The organism is Rhodoglobus aureus (genome assembly GCF_039527955.1).
Classification (GTDB): domain Bacteria; phylum Actinomycetota; class Actinomycetes; order Actinomycetales; family Microbacteriaceae; genus Rhodoglobus; species Rhodoglobus aureus.
In genome coordinates, this window is sequence record NZ_BAAAKW010000003.1 from 1 (window position 1) to 25,558 (window position 25,558).

At 60.0% G+C, this 25,558-nt stretch carries 22 protein-coding genes and 1 pseudogene; 14 read left to right on the forward strand and 9 right to left on the reverse strand.

All coding sequences use genetic code 11. The annotated features are described in order from the left end of the window. Nucleotides 1-233 precede the first annotated feature (233 nt). A complete protein-coding gene (locus ABD112_RS00620; protein WP_343922248.1) occupies nucleotides 234-419 on the forward strand; it encodes a DUF2510 domain-containing protein in 186 nt (61 codons plus the stop codon). Between the two features lie 51 nt (nucleotides 420-470). Further along, the gene (locus ABD112_RS00625; RefSeq protein ID WP_343922250.1) at nucleotides 471-4,358 is read left to right on the forward strand and encodes an SCO7613 C-terminal domain-containing membrane protein; all 3,888 of its coding nucleotides are present in this window, start codon (nucleotides 471-473) and stop codon (nucleotides 4,356-4,358) included. A gap of 49 nt (nucleotides 4,359-4,407) precedes the next feature. On the opposite strand, the gene ABD112_RS00630 is transcribed toward ABD112_RS00625, so the two are convergent. Both ABD112_RS00630 and ABD112_RS00635 read right to left on the reverse strand, forming a co-directional pair. Continuing rightward, nucleotides 4,408-5,055, reverse strand: coding sequence for a response regulator transcription factor (locus tag ABD112_RS00630; protein ID WP_343922252.1), 648 nt, complete (start codon nucleotides 5,053-5,055; stop codon nucleotides 4,408-4,410). Nucleotides 5,056-5,065: 10 nt separating this feature from the next. Next, nucleotides 5,066-6,436, reverse strand: a complete 1,371-nt coding sequence (locus ABD112_RS00635) for a sensor histidine kinase (RefSeq protein ID WP_343922253.1) — start codon at nucleotides 6,434-6,436, stop codon at nucleotides 5,066-5,068. A 239-nt stretch (nucleotides 6,437-6,675) separates the two neighbouring features. Between ABD112_RS00635 and ABD112_RS00640 the strand changes: the two genes are divergently transcribed. Continuing rightward, a complete protein-coding gene (locus ABD112_RS00640) occupies nucleotides 6,676-7,164 on the forward strand; it encodes a Dps family protein (protein ID WP_343922254.1) in 489 nt (162 codons plus the stop codon). A 37-nt stretch (nucleotides 7,165-7,201) separates the two neighbouring features. Here ABD112_RS00640 and ABD112_RS00645 read toward each other — a convergent pair whose 3' ends face one another. The 4 genes from ABD112_RS00645 to ABD112_RS00660 are packed head-to-tail and all read right to left on the reverse strand — an operon-like array spanning nucleotide 7,202 to nucleotide 10,804. Beyond that, on the reverse strand, nucleotides 7,202-8,647 hold the full coding sequence (locus ABD112_RS00645) for an amidohydrolase (RefSeq protein WP_343922255.1): 1,446 nt from the start codon (nucleotides 8,645-8,647) through the stop codon (nucleotides 7,202-7,204). Next, nucleotides 8,634-9,257, reverse strand: a complete 624-nt coding sequence (locus tag ABD112_RS00650; protein ID WP_343922256.1) for an FMN-binding negative transcriptional regulator — start codon at nucleotides 9,255-9,257, stop codon at nucleotides 8,634-8,636. The genes ABD112_RS00645 and ABD112_RS00650 overlap by 14 nt, the downstream gene beginning before the upstream one ends. A 9-nt stretch (nucleotides 9,258-9,266) precedes the next feature. Further along, on the reverse strand, nucleotides 9,267-10,316 hold the full coding sequence (locus tag ABD112_RS00655) for an Fpg/Nei family DNA glycosylase (RefSeq protein ID WP_343922257.1): 1,050 nt from the start codon (nucleotides 10,314-10,316) through the stop codon (nucleotides 9,267-9,269). Nucleotides 10,317-10,318: 2 nt separating this feature from the next. Continuing rightward, on the reverse strand, nucleotides 10,319-10,804 hold the full coding sequence (locus ABD112_RS00660) for a ribose-5-phosphate isomerase (protein WP_343922258.1): 486 nt from the start codon (nucleotides 10,802-10,804) through the stop codon (nucleotides 10,319-10,321). Between the two features lie 106 nt (nucleotides 10,805-10,910). On the opposite strand from ABD112_RS00660, the gene pepN reads away from it, so the two are divergent. The 3 genes from pepN to ABD112_RS00675 all read left to right on the forward strand — a co-directional run bounded on the left by pepN (nucleotide 10,911) and on the right by ABD112_RS00675 (nucleotide 15,025). Beyond that, complete coding sequence (pepN, locus tag ABD112_RS00665) at nucleotides 10,911-13,451, forward strand: aminopeptidase N (protein ID WP_343922260.1); 2,541 nt, start codon at nucleotides 10,911-10,913, stop codon at nucleotides 13,449-13,451. A 75-nt stretch (nucleotides 13,452-13,526) separates the two neighbouring features. Next, nucleotides 13,527-14,516, forward strand: a complete 990-nt coding sequence (locus ABD112_RS00670) for a mechanosensitive ion channel family protein (RefSeq protein ID WP_343922261.1) — start codon at nucleotides 13,527-13,529, stop codon at nucleotides 14,514-14,516. 137 nt (nucleotides 14,517-14,653) lie between these two features. Continuing rightward, nucleotides 14,654-15,025, forward strand: a complete 372-nt coding sequence (locus ABD112_RS00675) for a globin (RefSeq protein ID WP_343922282.1) — start codon at nucleotides 14,654-14,656, stop codon at nucleotides 15,023-15,025. A gap of 61 nt (nucleotides 15,026-15,086) precedes the next feature. On the opposite strand, the gene ABD112_RS00680 is transcribed toward ABD112_RS00675, so the two are convergent. Continuing rightward, nucleotides 15,087-16,058 (reverse strand): ROK family protein, encoded by a 972-nt coding sequence (locus ABD112_RS00680; RefSeq protein ID WP_343922263.1) that lies wholly within the window; start codon nucleotides 16,056-16,058, stop codon nucleotides 15,087-15,089. A 380-nt stretch (nucleotides 16,059-16,438) separates the two neighbouring features. On the opposite strand from ABD112_RS00680, the gene ABD112_RS00685 reads away from it, so the two are divergent. Genes ABD112_RS00685 through ABD112_RS00700 form a run of 4 tightly spaced genes read left to right on the forward strand, consistent with a single transcriptional unit; the run spans nucleotide 16,439 to nucleotide 20,598 of the window. Then, complete coding sequence (locus tag ABD112_RS00685; RefSeq protein ID WP_343922265.1) at nucleotides 16,439-17,470, forward strand: NAD-dependent epimerase/dehydratase family protein; 1,032 nt, start codon at nucleotides 16,439-16,441, stop codon at nucleotides 17,468-17,470. Continuing rightward, nucleotides 17,470-18,534, forward strand: a complete 1,065-nt coding sequence (locus tag ABD112_RS00690) for a dihydrodipicolinate synthase family protein (protein ID WP_343922267.1) — start codon at nucleotides 17,470-17,472, stop codon at nucleotides 18,532-18,534. Before ABD112_RS00685 ends, ABD112_RS00690 begins: the two co-directional genes overlap by 1 nt. Beyond that, nucleotides 18,531-19,520: a Gfo/Idh/MocA family oxidoreductase gene (locus tag ABD112_RS00695; protein ID WP_343922268.1), complete on the forward strand. Its 990-nt coding sequence runs from the start codon at nucleotides 18,531-18,533 to the stop codon at nucleotides 19,518-19,520. The genes ABD112_RS00690 and ABD112_RS00695 overlap by 4 nt, the downstream gene beginning before the upstream one ends. Continuing rightward, nucleotides 19,513-20,598: an Nramp family divalent metal transporter gene (locus tag ABD112_RS00700; protein ID WP_343922270.1), complete on the forward strand. Its 1,086-nt coding sequence runs from the start codon at nucleotides 19,513-19,515 to the stop codon at nucleotides 20,596-20,598. The genes ABD112_RS00695 and ABD112_RS00700 overlap by 8 nt, the downstream gene beginning before the upstream one ends. Nucleotides 20,599-20,710: 112 nt before the next feature. On the opposite strand, the gene ABD112_RS00705 is transcribed toward ABD112_RS00700, so the two are convergent. Continuing rightward, nucleotides 20,711-21,955, reverse strand: a complete 1,245-nt coding sequence (locus ABD112_RS00705) for an IS256 family transposase (RefSeq protein ID WP_343922272.1) — start codon at nucleotides 21,953-21,955, stop codon at nucleotides 20,711-20,713. A gap of 54 nt (nucleotides 21,956-22,009) precedes the next feature. Here ABD112_RS00705 and ABD112_RS00710 point away from each other — a divergent pair, with 54 nt between their 5' ends. The 3 genes and pseudogenes from ABD112_RS00710 (at nucleotide 22,010) to ABD112_RS00720 (ending at nucleotide 23,194) form a co-directional block, all read left to right on the forward strand. After that, on the forward strand, nucleotides 22,010-22,294 hold the full coding sequence (locus tag ABD112_RS00710) for a hypothetical protein (protein WP_343922274.1): 285 nt from the start codon (nucleotides 22,010-22,012) through the stop codon (nucleotides 22,292-22,294). A 67-nt stretch (nucleotides 22,295-22,361) separates the two neighbouring features. Continuing rightward, a pseudogene (locus ABD112_RS00715) lies at nucleotides 22,362-22,655 on the forward strand (globin domain-containing protein); the annotation flags it as partial. A gap of 59 nt (nucleotides 22,656-22,714) precedes the next feature. Next, entirely contained in the window at nucleotides 22,715-23,194 is a 480-nt protein-coding gene (locus ABD112_RS00720) for a hypothetical protein (RefSeq protein ID WP_343922276.1), read from the forward strand. A gap of 13 nt (nucleotides 23,195-23,207) precedes the next feature. Here ABD112_RS00720 and ABD112_RS00725 read toward each other — a convergent pair whose 3' ends face one another. Further along, a complete protein-coding gene (locus ABD112_RS00725; RefSeq protein WP_343922278.1) occupies nucleotides 23,208-24,512 on the reverse strand; it encodes a Fic family protein in 1,305 nt (434 codons plus the stop codon). A gap of 256 nt (nucleotides 24,513-24,768) precedes the next feature. Here ABD112_RS00725 and ABD112_RS00730 point away from each other — a divergent pair, with 256 nt between their 5' ends. Further along, on the forward strand, nucleotides 24,769-24,972 hold the full coding sequence (locus tag ABD112_RS00730; RefSeq protein WP_343922280.1) for a hypothetical protein: 204 nt from the start codon (nucleotides 24,769-24,771) through the stop codon (nucleotides 24,970-24,972). Nucleotides 24,973-25,558 lie beyond the last annotated feature (586 nt).

The window sequence follows — 25,558 nt, forward strand, 5'->3', positions numbered from 1 at the left end:
CCTACCGGCACCCGTTCACCAGCACCGGCAGACACACCGCTACGCGCGCATTCTCAAATGATTCCTCGATACCTGCCACGCGCGCATTTTCTATGAGTCAACGCGACCCCTTGTCACGATTCCTGCGTGTCCCCTATACTGGGGATAGCCGTTCCCCCGAACTGATCCTCCGCGGCTGGATCGCATGCCGCACCCGTATCGCCCACAGCGGCAGGGCACCTTGGACTCCCCCGATGTCTAATACAGCTACTCAACTTCCCCCCTTCGGCTGGTACCCGGACCCCGCTGGCAGCCACATGCTGCGCTGGTGGGATGGTCAGGTCTGGACGAACCGCCTCGAAGAGCCTCGTCCAGAGATTCAAGCGGCTAAGGGCTTCGCTCAGCAACAATCCACATTTTCGCGACTTATCGCTTCTTAAGCTTTAGTCAGCGATACTCTGGGCACTCCTCCCGAAAGGAGCCCAGAGTAAATGGTGAGTTCGCCGCGTTCGTTTATCGAACATGTTGGTCACGTGCTTTTCCCGCGTGGGCCAAAGGATCTCACCGACATTTCGCGGTGCCCCGCCTGCTTCGTAGCGCTCCCGAGCTCCTCGGTGTGCGCGAGCTGTGGGCTCGACATGAATCATCCCGATGCTGCGCTCTTGCGGGAAGACTCGCTCAACGCTGCGGCGTTGATGGATGCGCGTCTCGAACTGATCGGAAAGATCCGGTTCGAAACTGCCGCCGAACATGCGCGCAATGGCGCTGCTCGACTCGAAGCAGAGCGACGTGCCGCGGCATCCGTGAGCCAACGATCATCGCGACTGGTGGCACTACCGGAGCCCGCTCCAGTTACGGGCCCCGGTGTCGTTGAACACGCCCGTGTCCCCAACGCGACAGGCAAAGAAGACACAGCCAGGACTGCTGGCATCCGCACCGAGACTCCCCCGGCCCGCGCCCGCCCGGCCCGCACACACTCGGGCATCCAAGTTTTGCTGCTCGTCGTTGGCGTTTCTTTGCTCTCGGTGGGTGCGATCTTCTTCCTCATCTACGCGTTCCTCACCTTCGGGCTCATCTGGCGTTCTGCGATCATCGCGAGCATTACGATCGCCAGCATTGTCGCGGCCTCGAAGATGAAACAGCGCGGTCTTTCCGCCACCGCCGAAGCACTGTCGGCACTCGCGGTCGTCTTCGTCATCCTCGACATTTACGCGCTCCGCGCCAATGATTTGCTTGTCGTCGGTGATGCTGAGGGGCGTCTGTACTGGGGTGGCGCGCTCGTCATCTCGTCACTCGGGTTTATGCTCTGGCACAGAGCAAGCGGCCTCCGTCTCATCAATGTCGTCGGATTCGTTCTGTTTCCGCCAGCCGCAGCACTCCTCGCGGCCGGCATCGCCGCAGACCAAAACTACGAATCTGCCACTCTTCTGACCGTGGCTGCGTTCGCGGCCGCGTCCCTCATCCATGCGATCGCAGCTCACGGCAGCTACTCCGCCACTGTGGAGCGCGTTGTTTGCGTGATTTATGCAATGCTCGCCTTGGGGAGCGGCCTCGTCAGCGGTGCGCTTGAGAGCGCATTCTCCAATAATTCCGCCGTTGGCATCTGGATGCTCATACTGGCCGCCCTCGCCGCCTCGCACAGCGCAGCGATACGCCAGCCCGGGCTCTCCACAGCAATCCGCTACGCCTTCGCCACCGCATCGGGGCTCCTTCTCGGAACCGCGATCTGGATCACGCTCGCCGACACCGCGCGCGCAAACGCCGGCCTGGAAACCAACCCGTCGATTGTTGTCGCCATCATCGCTTCGTTGACGATCGCTGCTCTCCTCGTTGAAGCCAGCGGCAGACGCCTCAGCCTCCCTGCGCGCACAGCAACCTTCTGGGGTTCCGTTGGTGTGTGGGTCGTGACCGCGATCGCTGCGATCATCCCCCTCAGCCAGTCGATAATCGCTGCGACGCAGTACGCCGACCAACAACTGCTTCGCCGCACGACTCTCGGAAACACGGCCTACGACATCCTGGATAGAGGATGGCCGCAGCTCGCCCTGCTCACTGTCCCTGTCGCGATGGCCGTGCTCTGGTGGCTCACCGGACAGCTTCGCTCGCGCATCCACATCGTTCTTGCCAGCGCGGGAGTCGCGCTCTCTCTAGCCGCCCCGCTCACCGGAACCCTCATGAGCACCGTGATCACCTGGCTTGCCCTGGCCACTGCCGCTCTCGTCATCATCGCCGTCGACAAGCAACGTCGCGGTCCCCGCCGCACTCACCTCACTGTGGCAGCTGGCGGACTTCTCCCGCTGCTCTTGGCCTACACCTCAAGTTGGTCTAGTCATGAGACCTGGGCATTCACGAGCATCGCAACAGCGGTGCTCCTCGTCGCGGTGCGCTACCTCGTATCTCAACCGATCGTTCGGGCCGCCCTGATCGCTGCCGCTACCCTCGTGTTGTTGTTCGCCGCAGGCGGTGTCGGAGAACAACTCCAGTTCTCTCTGACCGATAAGGACCCCAACCCTCTCGAGTCGTGGCTCACCATCGCACTCGCCACCGTCGCACTCCTCGCGTTTTCTCTGTGGAGAGAAAACTTCACGCTGCAGCCTCTCGAGCGGCGCACCCTGTGGTGGATCAGCCTCAGCGGCACCGCTCTTGCCGGAACCACACTCTGGGTCGCCTCCGTGGGTGGCGCGCCCGCGCTCTCCGCACCGCTCGCATTGGACATCCACCTCATCAGCCTGTTCGTTGCTGTCGCTCTAGTTGCCGTACTTGGCATCGCAATGGTGGGTCGAACGATGCACGATCACCGGGCTGCCCGCTATGCTGCCGCGGCTCTGCTCGCGCCAACAATAGTGTGGGCTCTCGACAGCGCGGGCCGCGCAATCGGACTCGCCGACATTGTCATCGATCTCGCACCAGCAACGGCCTCGGTGCTTGTCGGTGCACTCAGCATGGCGCTTCGCGTTCGAGGGGAACACACCAGGGTTCGACGCATCAGCGAAGTCAGCGCCCTCACCATCGCGGGCCTCACCGCCGCCAGCGCCGTGCTGCAGCCACAGGACAGTCATTGGCTCATCGCCTTGTTTGTCTCGATAACGCTCCTTCTCGCGTCGGTCGCCCGCGACGGTGTATTCGGCTCGACCTCACCACGACGCCACATCGTGTGGGGCGCCGTCGCGTTCGCTACGTGGGCGCTCTGGCTCCGCCTCGACCAGACCCGAGTGGATGCTCTCGAGGCCTATGTTCTCCCCCTCGCCGCCGTAGTCCTCGCCATTGCCGTTTTCACCGCACGTGCCGAGCTGCGCGACTCACGTCTGAAGTCGGCACCCCTAATTGCGCTCGCAGCGCTCCTTATCGCCATACTGCCACTCTCACTCAATGCCGCTAGCGGGAATGGACTCCGCACCCTCGTCATCGCCGGACTGTGCGGAGCCCTCCTGCTGACGGCATCCTTCGTAGATCCACGCGAAAAGCTCGTCGACTTCTGGGGCGTCGCCATCATCGCTTCCGGAGCCGGGCTTGTGGTTTCCACCGCATCTCGCGCCCTCATTATGGCGACCGAAAGCCGCAGCGCGCTTCCCGAACTTGACTCCTGGTTGCTCGGAGCGGTCGCAGTCCTCGCCCTCGCCAGTTTCGGGCTCGCCTCGACAACGTTTTCCCGCGAAGCCGCCAATGCACGGTGGGCGGTCACGAGCACAACGCTGCTCGGCACTGCCATAGTGCTGTTGTACGTGGTCGAAACGATCGTGTTGTTCGAGGCCACTGGTGACAACCGACCGCTCGACAGCATCCGCATTGTGGTGCTCGTCGCACTCGGCGGCGCACTCCTGCTCATGAAGACTCGCCCCTCTGCGCGACCGCTCACTCGTGGCATCAGCAACCTCGCCTTCATCCTGGCGAGCTTCGTGGGAGTCATTGCCTATCTCGGTGACCTCATCAGGCCGTTCGAGTGGGTCACGGTGATACTGGGCGTCGCGCTGTTAGCTCAAGGGGCACTCCACATGATCCGCAATTCGGATGCTCGGAGCTTCCCTTCGCTCAGCGCCGGGCTTCTGGTGACACTTCTACCGACTCTCCTCGCGACTTTCATCAATTCCGATAACGCCGACACCCAGTGGCGCATCCTCGCCCTCGGAGTAGCCTGCATCGTTGCGATTGTCGCCGGCACGTGGCTCAAGCTGCAAGCACCGCTCGTCATTGGCACCATCGTGGTACTCATCCACGCGGCGCACACCTTTGCTCCGGCACTCGTCACGTTCTACCAACTCACCGACTGGTGGGTGTGGGCAGTCGTCGGTGGCGCAATCGTTTTGTTCCTCGGCATCACCCTTGAGCGGCGCATCCGTGATCTCAAGGTGCTCAATGCGCGATTCAGCTCACTGCGCTGATCCAGACCGAAGCGCGGCGGGCTGGCACGGCGCGGTCTGGCGCGAAAAACTAGCGCTGCAACCAGGTCAGCACGGCGAGAACGCGACGGTGATCGCTGCCAGAATCTTCGAGATTGAGCTTCTGAAAAATCGACGTCACGTTCTTCTCGACCGCGCCAACGCCGATGACGAGCTGTTTTGCGATTGCAGCATTCGTGCGACCCTCAGCAACGAGCGTCATCACCTCATGCTCGCGCGGTGTGAGCGTCGTCAACGGATCCTGTCGACGGACCACGAGTTGCGCAACAACCTCGGGGTCAAGCACGGTGCTGCCAGCAGAAATGCGCTCGACAGCATCCCGCAGTTCGTCAAGTGAAGCCACCCGATCCTTCAGTAAATAGCCGACGCCGCCGCGCCCCGACGACAACAGCTCTTGGGCGTACACAACCTCGACATACTGTGACAACAAGAGGATGCCGATCTGCGGGCGAAGCTCGCGCAGCCGAATAGCAGCACGCACCCCTTCGTCGCGGAAAGTGGGCGGCATCCGCACATCGAGCACGACGAGATCAGGCGAACACTCATCGAGATTGGCGAGCAGTTCATCCGCGTCACCGAATGCTCCAACAACATCGAACCCTGCTTCGATCAGCACGCGCACAAGCCCCTCACGCAGCAGTACCGAATCGTCGGCAACAGCAACACGCAACGGGCTCATGCGCTCAAGACTAGAGGGCAACGGCTCCTCGATCCGCACTCTGCTTAGGCAGCGGGAGCAACGCGGTCACAACGGTGGGGCCACCCGCGGGACTATCGATCTCAAGACGCCCGCCAACACCACGCACGCGCTCTTCGATCCCGGCAAGACCATGGTCAGGGGCAACTTCGGCGCCGCCGCGCCCGTCATCGATTACCCGTACCGAGAGCCAATCGCGCTCCGGAACAGATTCGACGCTGAGGAGAACTTCCGCGTGGGTTGCCTGCGAGTGCTTCGCGACGTTTGTCACGAGTTCTGCGACAACAAAGTACGACGCCCGCTCGATCTCGCTCGGCAGCAGCAACGGTTCCGGCAACTGAGCTGTCAAGGTTGTGGGAACGGTGGCCCGTGACGACACCGACTCGAGTGCTGCCACGAGCCCGCGATCGAGCAACAGCGGCGGAGCGAAGCCTCGGGAGAGAGCCCGCAGCTCTTCTAGCGCTTCGGAGGACTGCGACTGAGCCTCGGTGAGCAATTTGCGTGCCAACTCAGGATTCGTGTCCAATTGCCGCTCGGCTGCAGCAAGGTCCATTTGGAGTCTCACGAGCCGTTGTTGCGGGCCGTCATGGATGTCGCGCTCAAGCCGGCGAAGCGAGTGACCTTCCGCAGAGAGTGCTGCCCCGCGCGATGCCTCAAGTGACTCGACTTCACGTCGAAGACCATCGGACCGGAATGCCGTGAGGGTTCCCCGCGCCAGCCACCACTGGGTCATTACCAGGCCGCGAGTGACAAAGGGCAAGGTTGCGATGAAGATGAGGCCGACGATGGACGCGACGATATTATCGGCGACTTCGAGGTTCCACGTCGTGGTGTTGACGCCGAAGAGCCCAAAGAACCAGGCGCCGAGCGACCAACCCGGGTCGCCGGTTGTGATCTCGTTACGAATGAACCAAGCCGAGACACCGGTGAGTCCGACGACGAGCCACACGAACGAAATCGCCCACGTGATAATCGTGAGGATGAACCCCAACACGGTGGTGTGCAGCAGATACAACCAGTAGTGAGCGTTGCCGAGCACGGCGGAGAGCCAACCGCCGAAGCCGGTCGCTGCGCGATCGTCTTGCCAATCGGGGCGTTCCAGTCGTCTGCGGCCTGTCCACTCGAGCAGGTTTACGTGCACGAGCCCGAACCCGCGCGACACATACAGCGCAAGAATGAGCACAAATAACCCGATGAGAAATACGGCAAGCGTGCCTAGCCCTGTCGCTACGAGAGAAAGGGCCACGCCGAATCCCGTCATGGCGATCGGAAAACCCAACATCAGGTACAGCAACTCTTTTGGCGTACTGCGCCACAACTGCCAGTAGGGGTTGCGGGGCTTAACTTCGGTCTGTGTTGTCATAGGTCTCTCGCTTTAGTCTCGCGCATCAGGTGGCACATGTTCGCCTTATTCAGGATCGCAAAAGCGAGTGCTCGCCAACAGCGTGGATGCTCACTGAAGAACAGTGGGGTTAGCCCCCGCCAGTTAGCCCACTTCGACCCTCCGCGGCATCGGGACCGCTGGTTAGCGTTGCCTCAGCTTGCTTGTGAATTTTTTGTTGCGTCGTAACGTTGTAGCTGAAGAACAACGAAGGAGCACAAATGACCGAGATTAAAGCAGTTCCGCAGACCTCAGCAGACCCTGACGTCACCTCGGGTGTTGCCCAGTTTCTTGGGCCGGTAGTCACCGACCTCACAGCTCTGTCGATTGACGGCAAGCAGGCTCACTGGCACGTTCGAGGCGCCAACTTTCAGGCCGTGCACGAACTCCTCGACGTGATCGTCGACCACGCCCGCGAGTGGGCAGACACCGCAGCAGAGCGCGTTGTTGCCCTCGGACTCCCGATCGACGCACGCACCAAGACCGTTGGCACCAAGGCAACCACTCCCACGATGACCGCTGGTTTTCAGCAGTCAGACGACGTCATCGCCGAAGTTATCGCTGCGATCGACGCAACGCTCGTGACCGTACGCACCGCTGTCGACGAGCTCGGTGAGCTCGACAAGGTCAGCGAAGATGTCGCGATTGAGATCGCCCGTGGGCTTGAGAAGGACCGCTGGTTCCTCTTCGCCCACCTCGCCACTAAGTAGTGTTTTTGGTGGTCGTTTTGCTTACACCTCGTTGTGTTTACAACTCGTTATGAGTAAAGCGACCATCAAGGATCGTCGCGTCAACCCGCATTGATCGCAGTTCTTCTCCACTGCAGTCGAGCGGGTTTTTTCGTGTCACCACAATGTCGGCAACTTCGCCAACGGCAATCGTTGACTGTGTCGAAGCGTGCAAGGCTTCTTCGATGGTGATGCACTGCTCCGGATGCCACGGCTCACGTCCATCACGACTGCGGCTCACTGCTGCAGCAATCGTCGCCCACGGGTCGAGCGGCGCTACTGGTGCATCTGACCCCATCAGGAGCTTGGCGCCAGCATCGAGCAACCGACGCAACGCAATGGTGCGGTTGGTGCGGCCCGCCCAGTAGGCGTCGGCTACGTCGCGGTCATCCATGGCGTGTTCGGGTTGCACGCTTGCGGCGATGCCGAGAGCCGCGAATCGGGGAAAATCTTCTTCGGCCAGCAACTGGGCGTGCTCAATTCGGCCACGGCATCCGACTGCTTCAAAAGCGTCGAGTGCGAGCCGGTTGGCGTCGTCACCAATGGCATGAACTGCCGGCGACAACCCGGCATCGCTTGCGGTTCGAATCCAATCGATGAGCTCATCGGGCGGGATGTTGAGCATCCCCCTGTTCTCGCCATCTCCGGGGTACGGCTCCATGCAGTACGCGGTTCGCGTGTTGAGCGAGCCATCGGTAATGACTTTGAATGGGCCAACCTCAAGCAGCGGCGCCAATTGCTGGCCCGTCGTTAGCCCCTCCGCAATCGCACGCTCCAAGAACCGCGGGTAGACACCAACGCGCACCCGGAACAGGTCGAAGCCCTCCAGCATTCGGCGGCGCCAGTTGTCGAATTCCCACGTCATTTCAAGATCGACTATGCCGACCACACCACGAGATGCCGCGTCCTGTGCACTGTCTCGAATCCAGACGTCGAGAATTTCCGGTTCCACACGGCTGAGCTCACTACCGACCGCAAATGCTTCTTCTTCGCGCAGAAACCCGGTCGGATGCTCGTAGAAGCCGAATCGTTCGAGAGCAAGACTGTTGAGCCAACAGGAGTGCAAGTCACCACTGACGAGTACAACGGCAATGTCGGAGACTGCGGAATCCAGCAGTGACCGTGTGGGCTGGTCGGGCCACAGAGCATCCCGAAATCCTTGACCGACGATGAGCCCATCAGAGTGGGGAAGTACGGAGGTGGCGATAGTGACCGCGACCTCTGTTGCCGACGTGGTGTGGCTGAGGTCGAGCCGCTGTGATTGCTGAGCCCACATGCTGGAGTGCACATGCTGATCCCAGAGCCCGGGCATGATCCATCGACCGTCGAGGTCAACCACGTCGTCACTCACCTGCGTTGGCGCAGCGTCGTGCGGTTCAATCGCGGTTATTCTTCCGCCGTCAACGGTCACGTCAACACGACGCGATGCATCGTCACCGACGATGCGGGCGTTACTCAGTTTCACTCGGTGAAGCCCTTGTCATTTCTGCGGCCAGTTCTGGGCTAGCGTACGTGCCATTCGAGCTCAACTCGTCCACGATGCGGTCTCGTACGTCAGCTTTCTTGTTTTGGCTCATTTTCATGCGGGCATCGAACCGATCAATGACGATGCGCAAGCCGACGGTTCCCTTTGCGGTGCGGCGAGCGCCAGCCTCGTCGTCGCTGAGGCTCACGGGATGCTCGACGTGATGTTCGAAGTGATCAACGAGTTCACTCAGCACACGAAAATTCTCTTCTTCGCTGAGAATTTCGGGGGTGCCGTAGAGGTGCGCGGTCGCGTGATTCCAAGTGGGGATGTCGTCTCCCTCGGGGTACCAGCTTGACGAGATGTAGCCGTGCGGCCCCTGGATGATCACGAGCACTTCGTGCTGCCCAAGCTCGTGCAACTCATCATCGGGGCGCCCGAAGTGGCTGACCAGACTAATCTGGTCGTCGCGCTCTTCCAGGATCATCGGGTAGTGGGAAGCGACCATTCCATTGGAGGTCGGCGACACAATCGTGGCCCACGGGTGCTCGCGAATGAGGCGTCGCACTTCCTGCGGATCGGTCACGATGTACGTGGGCGTGTGTCGCATCTCAGCCTCCTAAGGGCGCTTCGCTAGCGGTGCTTGGCAACTAGGGCACCAGTACAGTTTGCGTGCTGAAGCCAATTCCATCACGATGTTGGTTCCGCAGACTCGGCACGGCAAGCCTTCACGGTGGTAGACCCAGTGGCGATCGTCGCGGCTGGCCAACGCGGCCGTGTAATCGTCTGCGGTGAGCCCATCCATTGTCATCATTTGACCGGTGGTCACACCGATTTCGAGAAGCGTCGCCCAGTCGCGCCACAGTTCACGCACTAACTCTTCAGGGATCAGCTTTCCGGGGGTGTGCGGATCGAGGCGAGCGCGGAACAGGATCTCGGCGCGGTAGACGTTGCCGATGCCGCTGACGACGGACTGGTCCATCAGCAACAGGCCAATCGCGGTCTGCTTCTTGCGCACGGTTGCGACGAAGCGTTCTTCGGCCTCGCCGTTGTCATCTACGAGCGGGTCGGGGCCGAGTTTGTTGAGCGCGACCTGCACCTCATCAGGTGTTAGCACCTCGCAGGCAGTTGGTCCCCGCAGGTCGGCACACGTGTCAGCGGTGAGCAGACGCACGCGCACAGCGCCGATGGGCTCGGGCGGAAAATCAGAAACCTCGTCGCTGGCTTTCTCTTGCTCCGACATTCTCAAGCGGGTGCGACGCGGGGCACCGATGCTCGCGAGAGAGTCCTCGTGCTCCCCCACGACAGTTCCCGCAGCCGCAGTGCCATCGGCGCCATCGGCGACGGCATCAGCGCCATCGACAACCGTGCCGTGCTGGTTGGTTTGCCCCATGCGACCCGACGCGGATGCCGTGGTGGCATCAGCGGTGAAGTTGCCGGCGAAATCCCAGGCTCCGTAAAGCCCGAGGTGCACGCGCAGCCAGCGGTCGTGCTCGAATTCGAGGAACATCTGCTTGCCCACGGCTTTGGCGCTGAGCATCCGCAGTCCATCGATGCGTTCAGCCCCGGCAGCGAAGCGGCCCTGCGGCGACGACACCGCGACTTGCTTGCCGACGAAGTGCAGCGCGAATTGCCGCGCGATGCGATGTACGGAGTGCCCCTCGGGCATTACTACTCGAAGGGGTGCGCAGCGATTGCGCCGGTTGTTTCGTACTCGGCCAGTTGGGCGATGCGGCGAGCATGACGTTCATCGCCCGAGAAGGGTTCGGCGATGAAGAGGTCGATAAAGCGGGTGGCCTCGTCGACGGTGTGCTGACGAGCGCCGATGGAGATGACGTTGGCGTCGTTGTGTTGGCGAGCGAGGGCCGCGGTTGAGTCGTTCCAGACGAGGGCGGCACGGATGCCCGTCACCTTGTTTGCGGCGATCTGCTCACCGTTGCCTGAGCCTCCGAAGACAACGCCAAGGGCGTCAACGCCGGCAGCCTGATCGGCTGCGACTCCGCGCGCTGCGGCAATGCAGAAGCCGGGGTAATCGTCGAGAGCGTCATACGCAACGGGGCCGTGGTCGATGACCTCGTGGCCGGCATCGGTGAGGTGCTGCTGCAGGGTGGCGCTGAACTCGAGGCCGGCATGATCGGTGGCGATATGGATGCGCATTCGTCCAGTCTACGGTCGCGATCATCCGTCATTGCCTACATTCTGCGGGCGCGGCATAAGCTAGTTGGGTGCGGCCACAAACCGCCCCAAAACGAAGGAGTTGTACGTGCCCGGAGAGAACCTCACCCGTGTTGAAGCGCAAGAACGCAAAGCGATTGTCAACGTTGACAGCTACGAGATTGCACTTGACCTCACGACGGGGCCTGAGACGTTTAAGAGCAGCACGACTGTTCGCTTTACTGCCACTGCTGGCGCATCCACTTTCATTGATTCGATCACCCGAACGGTGCATTCGGTCACACTCAATGGCACCGCTCTTGATGTTGCTGCCGTGAATGATGGTGTGCGCATCCAGCTCGACAATCTTGCTGAGAACAACGTTCTTGAGGTTGTGGCGGATGCCGAATACACCAACACCGGTGAGGGTCTGCACCGCTTCGTTGACCCTGTTGATGACGAGGTGTACCTCTACTCGCAGTTCGAGGTGCCGGATTCGCGTCGCGTCTTCGCTGTGTTCGAGCAGCCTGACCTCAAGGCAACGTTCCAGTTCACGGTGACGGCACCGGCACGCTGGGCCATGATCAGCAACTCGCCCACCCCTGAGCCTGTGGTGGATGGCGAGAATGCCACCTGGGAGTTCCCACCCACTCAGATCATGTCGAGCTACATCACCGCGATCGTGGCTGGTCCGTATGCCGAGGTTCGCGACGAGCTCACCTCGAGCGATGGCCGCGTCATCCCGCTCGGTATCTTCGCGCGTGCGTCGCTGAGCGAGTACCTCGATGCTGACTACATTTTCGAGAAGACCAAGCAGGGATTCGAGTACTTCGAGAAGCACTTCCAGTACCCGTACCCCTTCGAGAAGTACGACCAGATGTTCGTGCCCGAGTTCAACGCCGGTGCCATGGAGAACGCTGGCGCTGTCACGTTCACCGAGACCTATGTGTTCCGCTCGAAGGTGACCGACGCCATCAAGGAACGTCGCGTCGTCACGATCTTGCACGAGCTGGCTCACATGTGGTTCGGCGATCTTGTCACCATGAAGTGGTGGAATGACCTGTGGCTCAACGAGTCGTTCGCTGAATGGGCTTCCACCATCGCGACCGCTGAGGCCACCGAGTGGACCGAAGCGTGGACCACGTTCGCGGCCATGGAGAAGAGCTGGGCTTACAAGCAGGACCAGCTTCCCTCGACGCATCCCGTGTACGCGTCGATCAACGATCTCGATGATGTGCTCGTCAACTTCGATGGCATCACCTACGCGAAGGGCGGCTCGATTCTCAAGCAGCTCGTCGCCTGGGTTGGGCTTGAAGCGTTCATGGCGGGTGTCGCGGCGTACTTCAAGAACCACGCCTACGGCAACACTGAGCTCAAGGACCTGCTGGTTGAGCTGGAGAAGACCAGTGGCCGCGAGCTTATGGAGTGGAGCAAGCTCTGGCTTGAGACCGCCGGTGTAAACACTTTGCGCCCCGAGATCGTCACGGCTGAGGATGGCACTGTCGAGAGCTTCGCGATCGTTCAGACCGCTGCTGCCGACTACCCCACGATTCGCCCGCACCGTTTGGCGATCGGGTACTACTCGCTTGATGGCGGCAAGCTTGTTCGTCACCACCGCATCGAGATTGATGTTGAGGGTGAGCGCACTGAGGTTGCTGAGCTGGTCGGAACCAAGCGTCCCGATCTGGTGCTCATCAACGATGACGACCTCGCGTACGCGAAGATCCGTCTCGATGACGCCTCGCTCGAGGTTGCCATGAAGCACCTCTCAGACATCACTAACCCGTTGGCTCGCGCCATCGTGTGGGGTGCTGCTTGGGATTCTGCCCGTGATGCCGAAACTGCGGCCAGCGATTACGTTGCGTTGGTTCTCGGCAACATTGCGTCGGAAAGCGAGTCGACCACGATTCGCACGACTCTCGCGCAGCTCGTTCTCGTCGCTAAGCAGTACGTTGCTCCCGAGCGTCGTGCGGCAACTGTTGAGAAGATCGGCGACACGCTGTGGGGTCTCGCTCAGAGCGCTGAGGTTGGTTCGGATGCTCAGTTCCAGTTCGTGAAGTACTTTGCGAGCGTTGCGTCGACCGAACAACACGTCACCGTGCTTCGCGCACTGCAGAGTGGTTCGACCACTCTCGACGGTCTCGAAATCGATACCGATCTCAGCTGGGAGCTGCTCGAGGGCCTCGTCATCAACGGTGCTGCCGGTGATGCCGAGGTGGATGAGGCACTCGCGAACGACAAGACGGCTAGCGGCCAGCAAGCTGCGGCTCGCGTTCGCGCCGCCATCGCCACCGAAACGGGTAAGCGTGCGGCCTTTGCGTTGCTCGTGGACAGTGACAAGGCTCCGAATGCGATCGTGCGCAATGTGACCATGGGCTACACCCACGTGAATGATCCCGCAGTTCTCGAAGCCTTCGTGGCTCCGTACTTTGCGGCGGTCAACGACATTTGGGAGAACCGCAGCTATTCGATCGCTGAGACGGTTATCCGCGGACTCTACCCGGCGCCTCTGGCCAACAAGGAGCTCGTGGATGCCACCAACGCGTGGCTTGAAGCGAATCCTGATGTGCCTGCTCTGCGCCGCATCATTGTGGAGAACCTTGCCGGTGTTGAGCGTGCCCTGATCGTTCAGGCTCGCGACAACTCCTAACCCTTCAGCCGCCTCACGGCGGGCATGCCGGAGCCTAGCGGTGACTACACAGAAGTCACTCGCTAGGCTCCGAGCATGGAAGATTTCACGTTGGTCGGCTTGCGCGAGAGCATTGAGGCGTTTTTTCTCGCCTGGCCGATCGTTGAAGGTCTTGCGATCGTCGTGGGCGCCTGGATTATTCGCTTCGTTCTGCTGTTTGTCATCAAGCGTGTCGTTAACCGCATCGTCAACGGCGTCAAGCACAAAGAGAACATCCACGACACCCAGGTTCTGCTGACCTCACCGCTTGCTGCGGTGCGTGTCGTTCAACGCACTCGCACCCTCGGCGGGGTGCTTTCCAGCATTGTGACGGTCGTCCTCGTGATCATCGTGCTGTTGCTGCTCTTCAATCTTTTCGTTCCCGGCGCCACGGGCGCCTTCGCGCTCATCACCGCTGCAACTGGTGCTGGGCTTGGTTTTGGTGCCCAGAATGTCGTGAAAGACGTACTCAACGGCCTCTTCATGGTCGCGGAAGATCAGCTGGGTGTTGGCGATATCGTTGACCTCGGGCCTGCTGTTGGTGTTGTCGAGTCTGTCGACATCCGCACCACGCAGGTTCGCGACGTCAACGGGACTCTCTGGTTTGTGCGCAATGGCGAGATCACTCGCGTCGGCAATATGTCGCAGGGCTGGGCGCGCATCATCATCGACCTTGCTGTGCCTTATGAGTCGGATGTGGATGCCGTTCAGGAGCGCATCTTGAAGACCGCAGTCGATCTCTCCAAGACTCCCAAGTGGGCAACCCGCATCTTGGAAGTTCCGGAGATTTGGGGCATCGAGTCCATCTCGGAGGAGGCTATTGTCGTTCGCCTGGTCGTGAAGACGGCATCCGCAACAAAGGATGATGTTGCTCGTGAGTTGCGTGCTCGTCTCAAGAAGGATTTGGATGAGGCGGGTGTCAAACTTCCGGCATTGAACTCGATCGTGTTGAGTGGGTTCGAGGGTGCTGCCAGTGTGCGCGGTGCACGTCCGCCGCGCACGCGTCCGGTGCCACTGAGTTTTCCTGAGGAGAAGCACAAGAAATGACCGAATCTGAGAATGCGAACGAGCCGTCACCGTCACCGGAAGCTGATGCGGCGGCCGCAGCAGCTGTGCCGCCGAAGCTTCCCAAGATTCGTCTCATTACGAAGCCTGCACTGGCCCCTGATGCTCCTGAAGATTCGATGTGGGAACTCATCGGCGGCCGCGACACCTTCGAGAAGCTGGTGCGCGAGTTCTACGTTGGCGTAGCAACCGATGAGGTTCTGTTGCCGATGTATCCGGAGCAGCCCGACCTTGAGGGTGCCATCCAGCGCTTGACGGGTTTTCTGGAGCAGTACTGGGGCGGCCCGAACACGTACAGCGAGGAGCGTGGACACCCCCGCCTCCGGATGCGTCACATGCCGTTCAAGGTGAATCCGGATGCTCGCGACCGCTGGTTGCACCACATGCGGGCAGCTCTCGACACCCTCGAACTCCCGCCGCTCTACGATGCCGAAATCTGGGCGTACCTCGACCGTGCCGCGCACGCCATGGTCAATACGTTTGAGGATTAGCGGCAGCTACACAGCTAGGAGCAGCTCCGCGCGCCATTTGTGGGTATGGCCCCGACCGCACTCACAGCGGTGCGATTGTGGGAACCGTCATGCCATCGAGGCCGTAGATCTCAAATGACTTGCGGCGGAACGCTAGAACGAGAGCACCATGTGCTGCAGCCTCATCACCGAGTCGAGCTTCGACAATCGGTATTTCAAAGGGAAGTTGAATGTGCTTGCGCACACTCTCCGTGAGCGGGCGCAAAAACTCCTCGTGCGCACGAGACAGGCCTCCCCCGATCACTACTCGCGCTGGATCGACCGTCATCATGAGCGTGGCGAGCGGACGAGCCAAACGCTCAATAAAGCTCTCGATTTCTTGCTGCGCTGAAAGATCACCATCACGTGCCCGAGCGAAGACCACGGCGGCATTCTCGCCGCTCTCCCACGCTATCTCCCCCGTCAGCGGCTGCACTCCAGGGAATGCCAGCCGCCCAACATCGCCTGCAGCATCGTGGGCGCCGCGACGCGGCTTGCCATCAAGGATGAGGCCAACCGCAATACGATTGCCCACCGAAAGGTAAAGGATGTCATTGACAAGTTGGGCTGCGCCGAGATGATGTTCCGCAACAGCTGCAAGCCGCACACCATTATCAACGGTTACCTCAGCGCTAAGTTCTTCCTGCAAATACACACCGATCTCAACCCCCGACCACTCCGGGATCACTACAGATGTGAGAACGAATCCCGACTCATCCACAATGCCAGGAAGTGAAAGGCCCACTGCTCGGAGTCTCTCCAACGGGAGCAATGCTGCACTAAAAGATCGTTTCACCTCTTGCGTGACGGCGCCCAATTTGGCTGCACCGTCTGAATACTTGTCAGCGCCAGCACCGACATGATCGGCAAGAACGGCACCCCGGAGGTCAGAAATAACAACCCGAATGCTCGCATTGCCTACGTCAACGCCAGCAACATACCCCTGAGAACTATTGAACTCATATGACCTGGATGGCCGTCCCACCCCCGCACCCGGTGCAGTGGTGCGGGTCACAATCTCCGCCCGCGCGAGTGTGCCAAGCACATTCTCCACTGAGGTTCGGGAAATTTGAAGTGATTGCGCAATCCCATTTACCGCATCTGGACCGCAGTCTCGGAGATGAAGCGCCACCCGGGTAGCGTGCGATGGCGTTGCTGGGATCTGCATTACACCTCCGATTTACAAGCAACCGCCCACCACAAATCCGAGGCGATCTGAGGATTCACTCTATCTTCCTTTGCGCGCGCCCGCACTCGATTTCTTCAAATATCTCAGTCGACTGACACAATCAATTCAAGCCGTTCGCCCTCGAAACTTGGGCATTCGGCTTTGTAGTTGCTAATTATCACAACGTAGTGTTGAATTACCGTCACGCGACCAATGGAGGATCGAGTATGTCTAAGGGATTTGCTTCCGAAGCCGAGCTGGAAGAGCTACTTGTCACTCCGAGCGCAGGGCTGATTAGAGACCTCTCCCAAGGAGCCGGCGACCTAGTCATACTCGGCGCCGGGGGCAAGATGGGTCCGACGCTTGCAGTGTTGGCGCGCAAAGCTTTTGATGCCGCGGGCCGCTCCGGCGATACGGTTTATGCCGTCTCCCGCTTCGCCGATCAGTCAGTTCGCGAGGGACTAACAGCCGCTGGTGTGAAAGTAGTCCCCTTCGATCTCATCGAAAGCGAGAGCTTGGCCTCGCTGCCGGATGCTCCAAACGTCGTGTTCATGGTGGGTGCCAAGTTCGGCGCGGCCACGAGCCCCTCTTGGGCGTGGGAAGTGAACGCTGCGCTTCCCGACCGTATTGCTCGCCGCTACCGCTCAAGTTCGATCGTTGCTCTCTCAACGGGAAACATTTATCCCTTTGTGTCGCCGGCCACCGGCGGAGCCTCAGAACGTGTCGCACCGGCTCCCATCGGAGAGTATGCACAGTCATGCCTTGGCCGTGAACGTGTCTTTGAGTTCGCTGCCCAAGAACGCGGAACGAGTGTTGCTATCGTTCGCCTCAACTACGCAGTAGATCTCCGCTACGGCGTGCTCGCCGACATTGTTAGCGCCGTTCATGCGGGCGAACCTGTCTCAATCGAGACGGCGAACGTCAACGTGATTTGGCAAGGCTATGCGAACGAAGTGGTGCTGCGAAGCCTTACGCACGCCAGCTCAGATATATTCACCATCAATCTCACCGGTCCCGAAACGCTGAGCGTCGAATCCATCGCGCGCAGGATGGGCGAACTGTTGGAGCACGATGTGACAATCGTCGGCGAACCTCAACCAACGGCACTGCTGAACGATTCCAGCAAGTGCATGTCGCTCTTCGGCTACCCCTCCGTCTCCGCCGAGACCCTCATCCAGTGGCAAGCGCAGTGGATCGAAGCGGGGCTTCCCATGACCGCCAAACCGACGAAGTGGGCTACTCGAGACGGAAAGTTCTAATGAGCATCATCCCCCAGTTGCGCCCTTCCGCCGCCGCATCGCTCTCAGCCGGAGTAGTCATCCCGGCACACCCACTCGCACTCACAGCAGAACGCGCACTCGATGAACGGCGACAGCGCGCACTCAGCCGCTACTACCTTGCCGCTGGCGCCGGTGGGATCGCCGTCGGGGTACACACCACGCAGTTTGAGATTCGCGACCCAGAACACAACCTATTCGAGCCAGTTCTCGCACTTGCTGCCGAAGAGATCAACAATCATGGCGACGAGACCATTATCCGCATCGCTGGAGTGACCGGAGACACCGCACAAGCCGTCGCCGAAGCAACGCTCGCTCGCTCGCTCGGATACGATGCCGTGCTCGTAAGCCCGCGCGTCGCAGGGGCCGACGAGCAGAGCCTTATCGAACGGGCACGTGCAGTCAGCGAGGTGCTTCCGATCATTGGCTTCTATTTGCAGACCGCAATTGGTGGGCCCAACCTCAGCCGCGCGTTCTGGCGAGAATTCGCGGCGATCCCTTCAGTCGTCGCTGTGAAAGCGGCCCCCTTCGATCGCTACCGAACACTCGAACTCATGAGAGGGGTCGCAGAGTCAGGAAGGGCGGATGAAATCTCGCTCTACACCGGAAACGACGATGCAATCATCGCCGATTTGCAATCGGAATTTCACGTGGATTCCCCTACCGGATCGCGCACGCTCCGCTTCGTCGGCGGTCTGCTTGGTCAGTGGGCAGTTGGTACACGCGCAGCAGTGAGCCTGCTGAAGACTGCTCATCTGGCCGCCGCCGGCGATGCAGAAGCGCTTGTTCGCCTGAATCGCAGCGGGGCAGACTTGGTCGACCTCAACCAGGCAGTATTCGACCCGGCCAACGACTTTCGCGGGGTAATAGCTGGCGTACATGAAATGCTTCGCCAGCAGGGACTACTCGAAGGCACCTGGTGTCTTGACCCCAACGAGGGACTATCCCTAGGCCAAGCCGCAGAAATTGAACGAGTTCGCCTCGCCTACCCCGAGCTCAACGATGACGCGTTCATCGCCGCGAATCGCGATGACTGGTTGAGGTGAGCCGCCATGACCGCCATCCGCGTTGCCTTTGTGGCCTCGCACACTCGCATCCGTTCACCGATGCAGCGAATCTCGTCAGGCTCAAAGAACAAAATGTCGAGGTCGACGTCGTCGGTGTCTACGACTCTGATGCGAGCCAGGCGGATATCTTCGCCGAGCGCTTCGCCTGCACTGCGGCCAGCACGCTCGAAGCACTCATCACACTCGACGCGGATCTTTTCATCGTTACGGCTAGGCCTCACGAAATAACCGTCTATGCCGAGACACTGCTGCGCGAAACCTCAGAACCACTCTTCTTCAACAAAGTCGTCGCAGCCAACCACACGCAACTAACGAACTGGATTGCAGCAATCGACAGCGCCCCGGAGCGCGTGGGAACCGCATCCGTGCTCCGATTCGCTCCCCGAGTTCGTGAGCTTGCCGAACAAATTACGGGTGCAGAGATTTGGGGACTGCGGATTCTTGTTCAGCATGACATCGCAATGTTTCTCGCAGAAGACCGAAGATGGCAAGACGATCCCGAACTCGGCGGGGGAACCCTCGTCACTGTTGGCACTCACGCTTGGGAAATAGTCGACCAGCTACTCCCCCAGGCGACACTGGCGAGCTCGGCACACGGGTGGATCCATCACGCACTCAACTCTGCCAGCAGTTCGGAAGAGACAGCTCAACTAACGGGGTCGCTCGTCACGCCTGAAGGAGAAAGCGTGCGTTTTGCCCTCACCGTCACGGGAACTCCCGGCCCTGAGGTGTACGCCGTGGATGTATTCACCTCCACCGGCACACAGTCGTTGATCCTGTCATCCGCCAATACGCACGACTCTTTAGGTTTCGTAGAACTTGCTGACGAGCTCGTACGAAACGCTCAACTCGGCCGCACCACCGCGCCGTGGAATTCAGCCCAGACCATCGTTGCCAACACCATTCACGCAGCACTGACGCTGCGCGAATTTCACCGCACAGAAAAGAGTTCACGCAATGACTAACACTATTGCCCCACCGAGTGCCTCCGGGGTTGTGCCAAAGAAGGGCATTTTCGGATCGATCGGACCAGCCTTCATCACCGCTGCTCTCGTCTTCGGCCCCGGATCGATCGCAACCGCGAGCGCGATGGGCGCCACCTTCGGCTATGAGCTGCTCTGGGTTCCCGTCATCGCCACGATCCTCATGTTGTGCTTTGTGAACATTGGTGTTCGCATCGGACTCAGCACCAAGGACAGCATTCTCGGAACGATCACCCACCGGCTTACCGGCGTCGTCGCCATCATCGTGGGTATCGGTTCGTTCCTTGTCGTCACCTCGTTCCAAGCCGGTAACTCAGCTGGCACCGGAGCCGCAGGCCAATTGCTCTTCGGTGGCGACCCACGATTGTTCGCGATTGGATTCACAATAATCGGCGTCCTGTTCGTGTGGATCCCCAAGTTCTACCCGGCGCTAGAGAAGCTCATGATCGTGGTCATTCTCATCATGCTCGTGGCGATGATCACTACGGCGATCATCAGCAACCCGGATCCCGCCGGAATCATCGGTGGATTAGTCCCGTCTATTCCTGAAGCGTCAGTCCCGCTCATTGTGGGACTTGCCGCGACCACGTTTTCGGTTGTCGGAGCGCTCTACCAGATTCAGCTTGTTCGTGAAAAAGGCTGGGCTCCTACTGACTACAAAATTGCACGACGCGACGCCGTTCTCGGAACACTGATTCTTGGGTTGCTCTCTGCGATCATCATGATCGCTGCGGCTGCAACTCTTAACCCCGCTGGTATCGCAGCAACATCACCGGCAGCACTGGCCCAAATCCTTGCACCAATCGGTTCTTGGGCAGTCGTTCTCTTTGCCATTGGGCTGTGGGCGTCGGCATTCTCATCAATGCTCGGAAACTCCACCATTGGTGGAACGATGCTCGCCGGTGTTTTCCGCATCGACCGCGGTGGCCTCTCCTCAACACCCGTCAAACTCTGCATCTCATTTGTGATCGTGCTCGGCGGGGTAGTCGCGGCGATCGGTGACGTCCCTTTGAGTGGTGTGCTTTCGTTTCACCGTGTGGGGTCAGTGGTTTTAGCTTAGGCGGCAATCAGTTCGGGCAGTGTTGTCACCTCCTCGATTGTTGAAGTCGGCTNGGTGACGTTCCTTTGAGTGGTGTGCTTTCGTTTCACCGTGTGGGGTCAGTGGTTTTAGCTTAGGCGGCAATCAGTTCGGGCAGTGTTGTCACCTCCTCGATTGTTGAAGTCGGCTCGTTCATGGTCTTCAGCTCAAGCATGGAGGATTCGGAGAAGTAGCGCCGGTCGCCAGCCTCCCACTCGTCATGCTGCTCGATTAGAACGGAGCCAGCTAGTCGTAACAGGGCAGCGGGGTTGGGGAACACGCCCACGACGTCGGTGCGGCGTTTGATCTCTTTATTTACTCGTTCTAGCGGGTTCGTGGACCAGATCTGGCGCCAATGCCGTTGCGGGAACGCAGCGAACGCGAGAAGGTCATGTTGCGCGTCGTCGAGCATCGCAGCGACCTTCGGATGGGACCTCGCGAGCATCGTGGTGACCTCAGCAAACTGGGTGTGGATGTGCTCCGCATCAGGCTGGGCGAACACGGTACGGATGATTGAGGCAACCATGTCCTGAGAGCCCTTCGGGACAACACACAGCACGTTGCGCATGAAATGCACCCGGCATCTCTGCCAACTGGCGCCCTGAAACACGATCCCGATCGCTTTCTTCAATCCCGAGTGCGCATCAGACATAACAAGCTTCACCCCATCGAGGCCGCGAATTTTCAACGACCGCAGAAACGCAGTCCAGAACCCCTCGTTCTCGGTATCTCCGACGTCGAAGCCGAGCACTTCACGACGCCCGTCGGCGGCAACCCCGACGGCAACGACGATGGCTTGGGAGACGATGCGGTGCTCCACCCTGGCTTTGCAGTAAGTCGCGTCGAGAAACACATACGGGTAATCCAACGCGGACAACGACCGGTCACGGAACTGCGCCACCTCCGCGTCCAGGCCGGCGCATATCCTCGAGACTTCGGACTTGGATATTCCGGTATCAGCGCCGAGTGCTTTGACGAGATCATCAACTTTTCGAGTCGAGACACCATGCAAATATGCTTCCATCACGACCGCGAACAGGGCTTGGTCGATGCGCCGGCGGCGTTCTAACAGTGCGGGAAAGAACGTCCCCGCCCGAAGTTTTGGGATCTTCAAATCAAGATCCCCGGCGGTGGACGTTAACACTCGCGGACGTGTGCCGTTGCGGTGGGTGGTGCGCTCATCAGAGCGTTCGAACGGGCCTGCGCCGATGAACGCGGTCGCCTCCGCATCGATCAGCTCCTGATAGAGAGTTTCCGTCGCGACTCGGATTCGGTCGGTGACATCGGTGAGTTTCAACTCGCCAAGAAGGTTGAGCAGGGCAGACTGGTCTAGAGCCATCGTGTTGTGTCCTTTGCGTGAGATCTTTAGTCGGTTCTCACCGACCATCGCACGATGGCTCTTCACGTCAACGAAGCAACGCTCACGAGCCCGAAATCACACCACTCCCAGGGACGTCACCCGGCGATCTTCGGCGGCATTCCGATTCAACTCATCATCACGGCCCAGGCGGTCACCATTCTTGCCGTACCGCTGATCGGCGTCGTGATGGTAGTCCTCGGACGCCACAAGGATCGCGGCAACTTGCGAATCGGCTTGCCCCAGTTGATTCTTAGCTTGCTCGGTCTCGCGTTCTTGGTATTCCTTGCAGTGATGTACGCGATACGCATCTTCGGCTAATTCCCCAAAACACCATCGCGATCGTATGGCTCACGGGCCCCAGCTTCCTGCTGGGGGTCCGTGAGAGATACTGTTGCCGATGTGTCCGGAGCAGCCCGATCTCGAGGGTGCCATCCAGCGCCTGACGGGTTTCTTGGAACAGTATTGGGGCGGCCCGAACATGTACAGCCAGAAACGAGGACACCCGCGCCTGCGCATGTGCCACATGCCCTTCAAGGTGAATCCGGATGCTCGTGACCGTTGGCTGCATCACATGCGGGTAGCCCTCGACACCCTCGAACTACCGCCACTTTATGACGCCGAAATCTGGGCGTACCTCGACCGCGCTGCGCACGCGATGGTCAATACGTTTGAGGAGTAACCGGAGTCGCGAGCGCGAATAATTCCGGAATGCGACGCCGAAGATCTAAACTGCGAACCATGCCAGAGAGCGATGAGCAGGGAAGTTATGCACCGATCAGACAAGGCGCCGAGCGCACCGAGATCCTGCATCGCCTGCCGTTCGACCTCTCGACACTGTCGGTGACGGGTCTGGTGATCATCTGCGAACGTGATGATCCGGTTCCAGAAAATACGCGCCCACACATGAGCATGAAGATGACCCAGTATCTGCGGCTTTCGGACGATTCGATGATCCGTCTCGACATGGATCGCGGTGTGACCGTATCCAGACACGGGGGTGGCGACGTCGTCTCGTGGAAACAGCCCGCCGCCGCCGTGATCTCTGAGGTTCTCGATCTAGTGCGCAACGATGACGCCGCGAATCCTGATTCGTTTCCGTGGGAAGCGTATGCCGAGGCCGCACAACTCAGGGGCATCTCGGTTGACGCCGACGATCTGCGCGGTCTCCCACACACGGTGCTGCTGTCGGATGAGCTCACCGAGATTTACGAGTTCTGATCGACGAGCGACTTCACTCTGGGGCCGCGTGATCCTTCGGGTTCGCACGCAGTAACCCAGCCTGTTTGGGGTCTGGCACAGCCGGGCCGCGGCGCGGGCGTTGGTGTTCGGTATCTCCGGCTCCGACTCGGTTGCTGCGTTCTGTCAGCGCGACGAGCGCAAGGTGTCGGTCGGCAGTCCAACAAATCAACTTGCCTTTGTGATCCTTGTTGCGGCCTAGGACGCCAGCCTCAGCGAGCTGCACGAGCGCCCGGTGCGCCGCTGCGGGAGAAACTCGGTGCCGCGCAGCGACCGTTTCTATCGTTAGCACTGGTTCCGTAGCCAAAGCGTTGAGAATGCGCAGGATCACGGCATCGCGACGGGGTGTCGCCGGTGAGACACCTTCGGTTTGTCGATACCGGACCAATGTGTCTCGGACTTCATCATCCAGCGCGGCGATGTCGTCAGAGAGTCGCACAGCGTTCCCCGCGGCGAGTTCTGCGGCGTTGGCGAACCCGATGATCCACTCATCCAGGCGGGGTGGGTCCTTTCGAAACGCGGTGAGCCCGGCCACGTAGTCGTTGACGTCGCCGGCGAAGACCGTGCTGATGGGAATGAGGGTGTTTCTGAGAGCATCCGTGCGGCGAAGAACAGTGTGGATGAGGGCACGCCCGGTTCGGCCGTTGCCGTCAATGAAGGGGTGGATGGTTTCGAATTGCGCATGCGCGATCGCTGCGCGCACGACAGGGTTCCCGTGTGTTGCGGTCACGAAACGGCTGAGATCATCGACCAGTCGTCGCACCTCAGATTCCGGCGGGGGCACGAAGTCGGCGCGGAGTGGACTCCAGCCGGACCCGCCGACCCAGTTTTGCTCCGTACGCAATCCTGCCTCTAACCCGGGTTCAATCACATGCTGCAGCTGTTCGAGGTCAGCCGTCGTGACGGGGCGTTCTCTGTCGGCGAGGGAGGCGATTGCTTCCTCCGTGGCTCGAACGTTGGAAACAACGTCCAAGGCGACACGGGTGCCTTGTTGAAGCAACTCTGCGATCGCAAGTTTCTTGGGGGTGACCCTGTTGCCTTCGATCCATGATGAGGAGATGCTCTCGGAGCGGATCAGCAGGTGGTTGAGGTAGCCGCCACGAGCGCCGATTCTCTCGTCTGCGCGGGTGAGAACTGCGAGCGCATCTTCTGCCGCTTGTTGGGCTTCTTGGCCGAGCTGAGGAAGCTGCTCCCCCAGTTCGTCGGGAACGTAGGCACGATACCGACCAGGCGCTCGGTCTTTGCGACTGAGGTGTGCGGCATCATGAGGGTTCCAGAGCAGGTCGACGTAGAAGGCCATAAGAACTGCTCCTAACGTGGGTTGCGGATGCCCTAAATCTACTTTAGCTGCTTTAAAGGTGATATTGGATGCTCGTTGTCACGTTTGTGGCTTCTGCGCTCGGGCGCGGCGTTCGTCAACGCTTCAACTTCACGTGCGCTTCAGGGTTTACCGTGAAGGTATGCAAATCACGCTGCAATACTTCGAGGGCTGCCCCAACTGAAAAGTTGCCGATCAGCACATCAACGAACTCGTACAAGAGTTCCCGGAGATCACGGTGTCGCGACACCTGGTCGACACGGTCGAAGAAGCTGTGCGCGTGGGATTTCGCGGGTCACCGAGCATCCTCTTCGATGGTGTGGATCCTTTTGCTCAGGAGGATGCCCCGGTCGGGCTCGCGTGCCGCCGGTATGTCACCCCGGATGGCTTTGCCGGCGCACCCACTGTTGACCAACTGCGAGACAAGCTGCGCAGCTTGTAGCCCCCCAGGTCGGCTCTGCGAGCCCCGGGGCCAAACTCGTCTCGTGCACACTTGGGCGTTCAAAATCTCTCGCATTTCTTGATAATTTGAGGCTACGAAGACGCGTGACGGCGTGTTTGTCAACAAGATGACGTCTTTAGCCTAATAGTTAGAATTGTCTGAAATATGGGCGTTTTGCGTGCGCATCTAGAACGATGAGAATCGCGGGCGATGCCACCAATCGCGCCAAGAGGCCTAGTCAGCGAATGATTTGGGGCTGCGCTAGGCAATCGATCGGTGCGTGATCCCATTCACGACATAGACACAATCTCCCCGCCATAATGCACTCCCGGCTTGCTAGAAAGTCCGCCCCCAAGCCTGTATCCCCACGTGGCCCAGACACCGACGAAAGAGGCTGCCGATTTAGCAGTGAAGCACCTCGCGTGAACTATCTCTCGTTATGGGGGCTCGCGTGGATGGCGTGGGCGCGGTGCGACGACCGGTGGGTATGGCACTCTGAAGTGGCCCCACCTTTGAGGCTTTTAGTCGTTTGAAGTGGCCCCACCCTCGACCCACCCGTAGCGTTCTTTTTGTCGACCAAGACGAA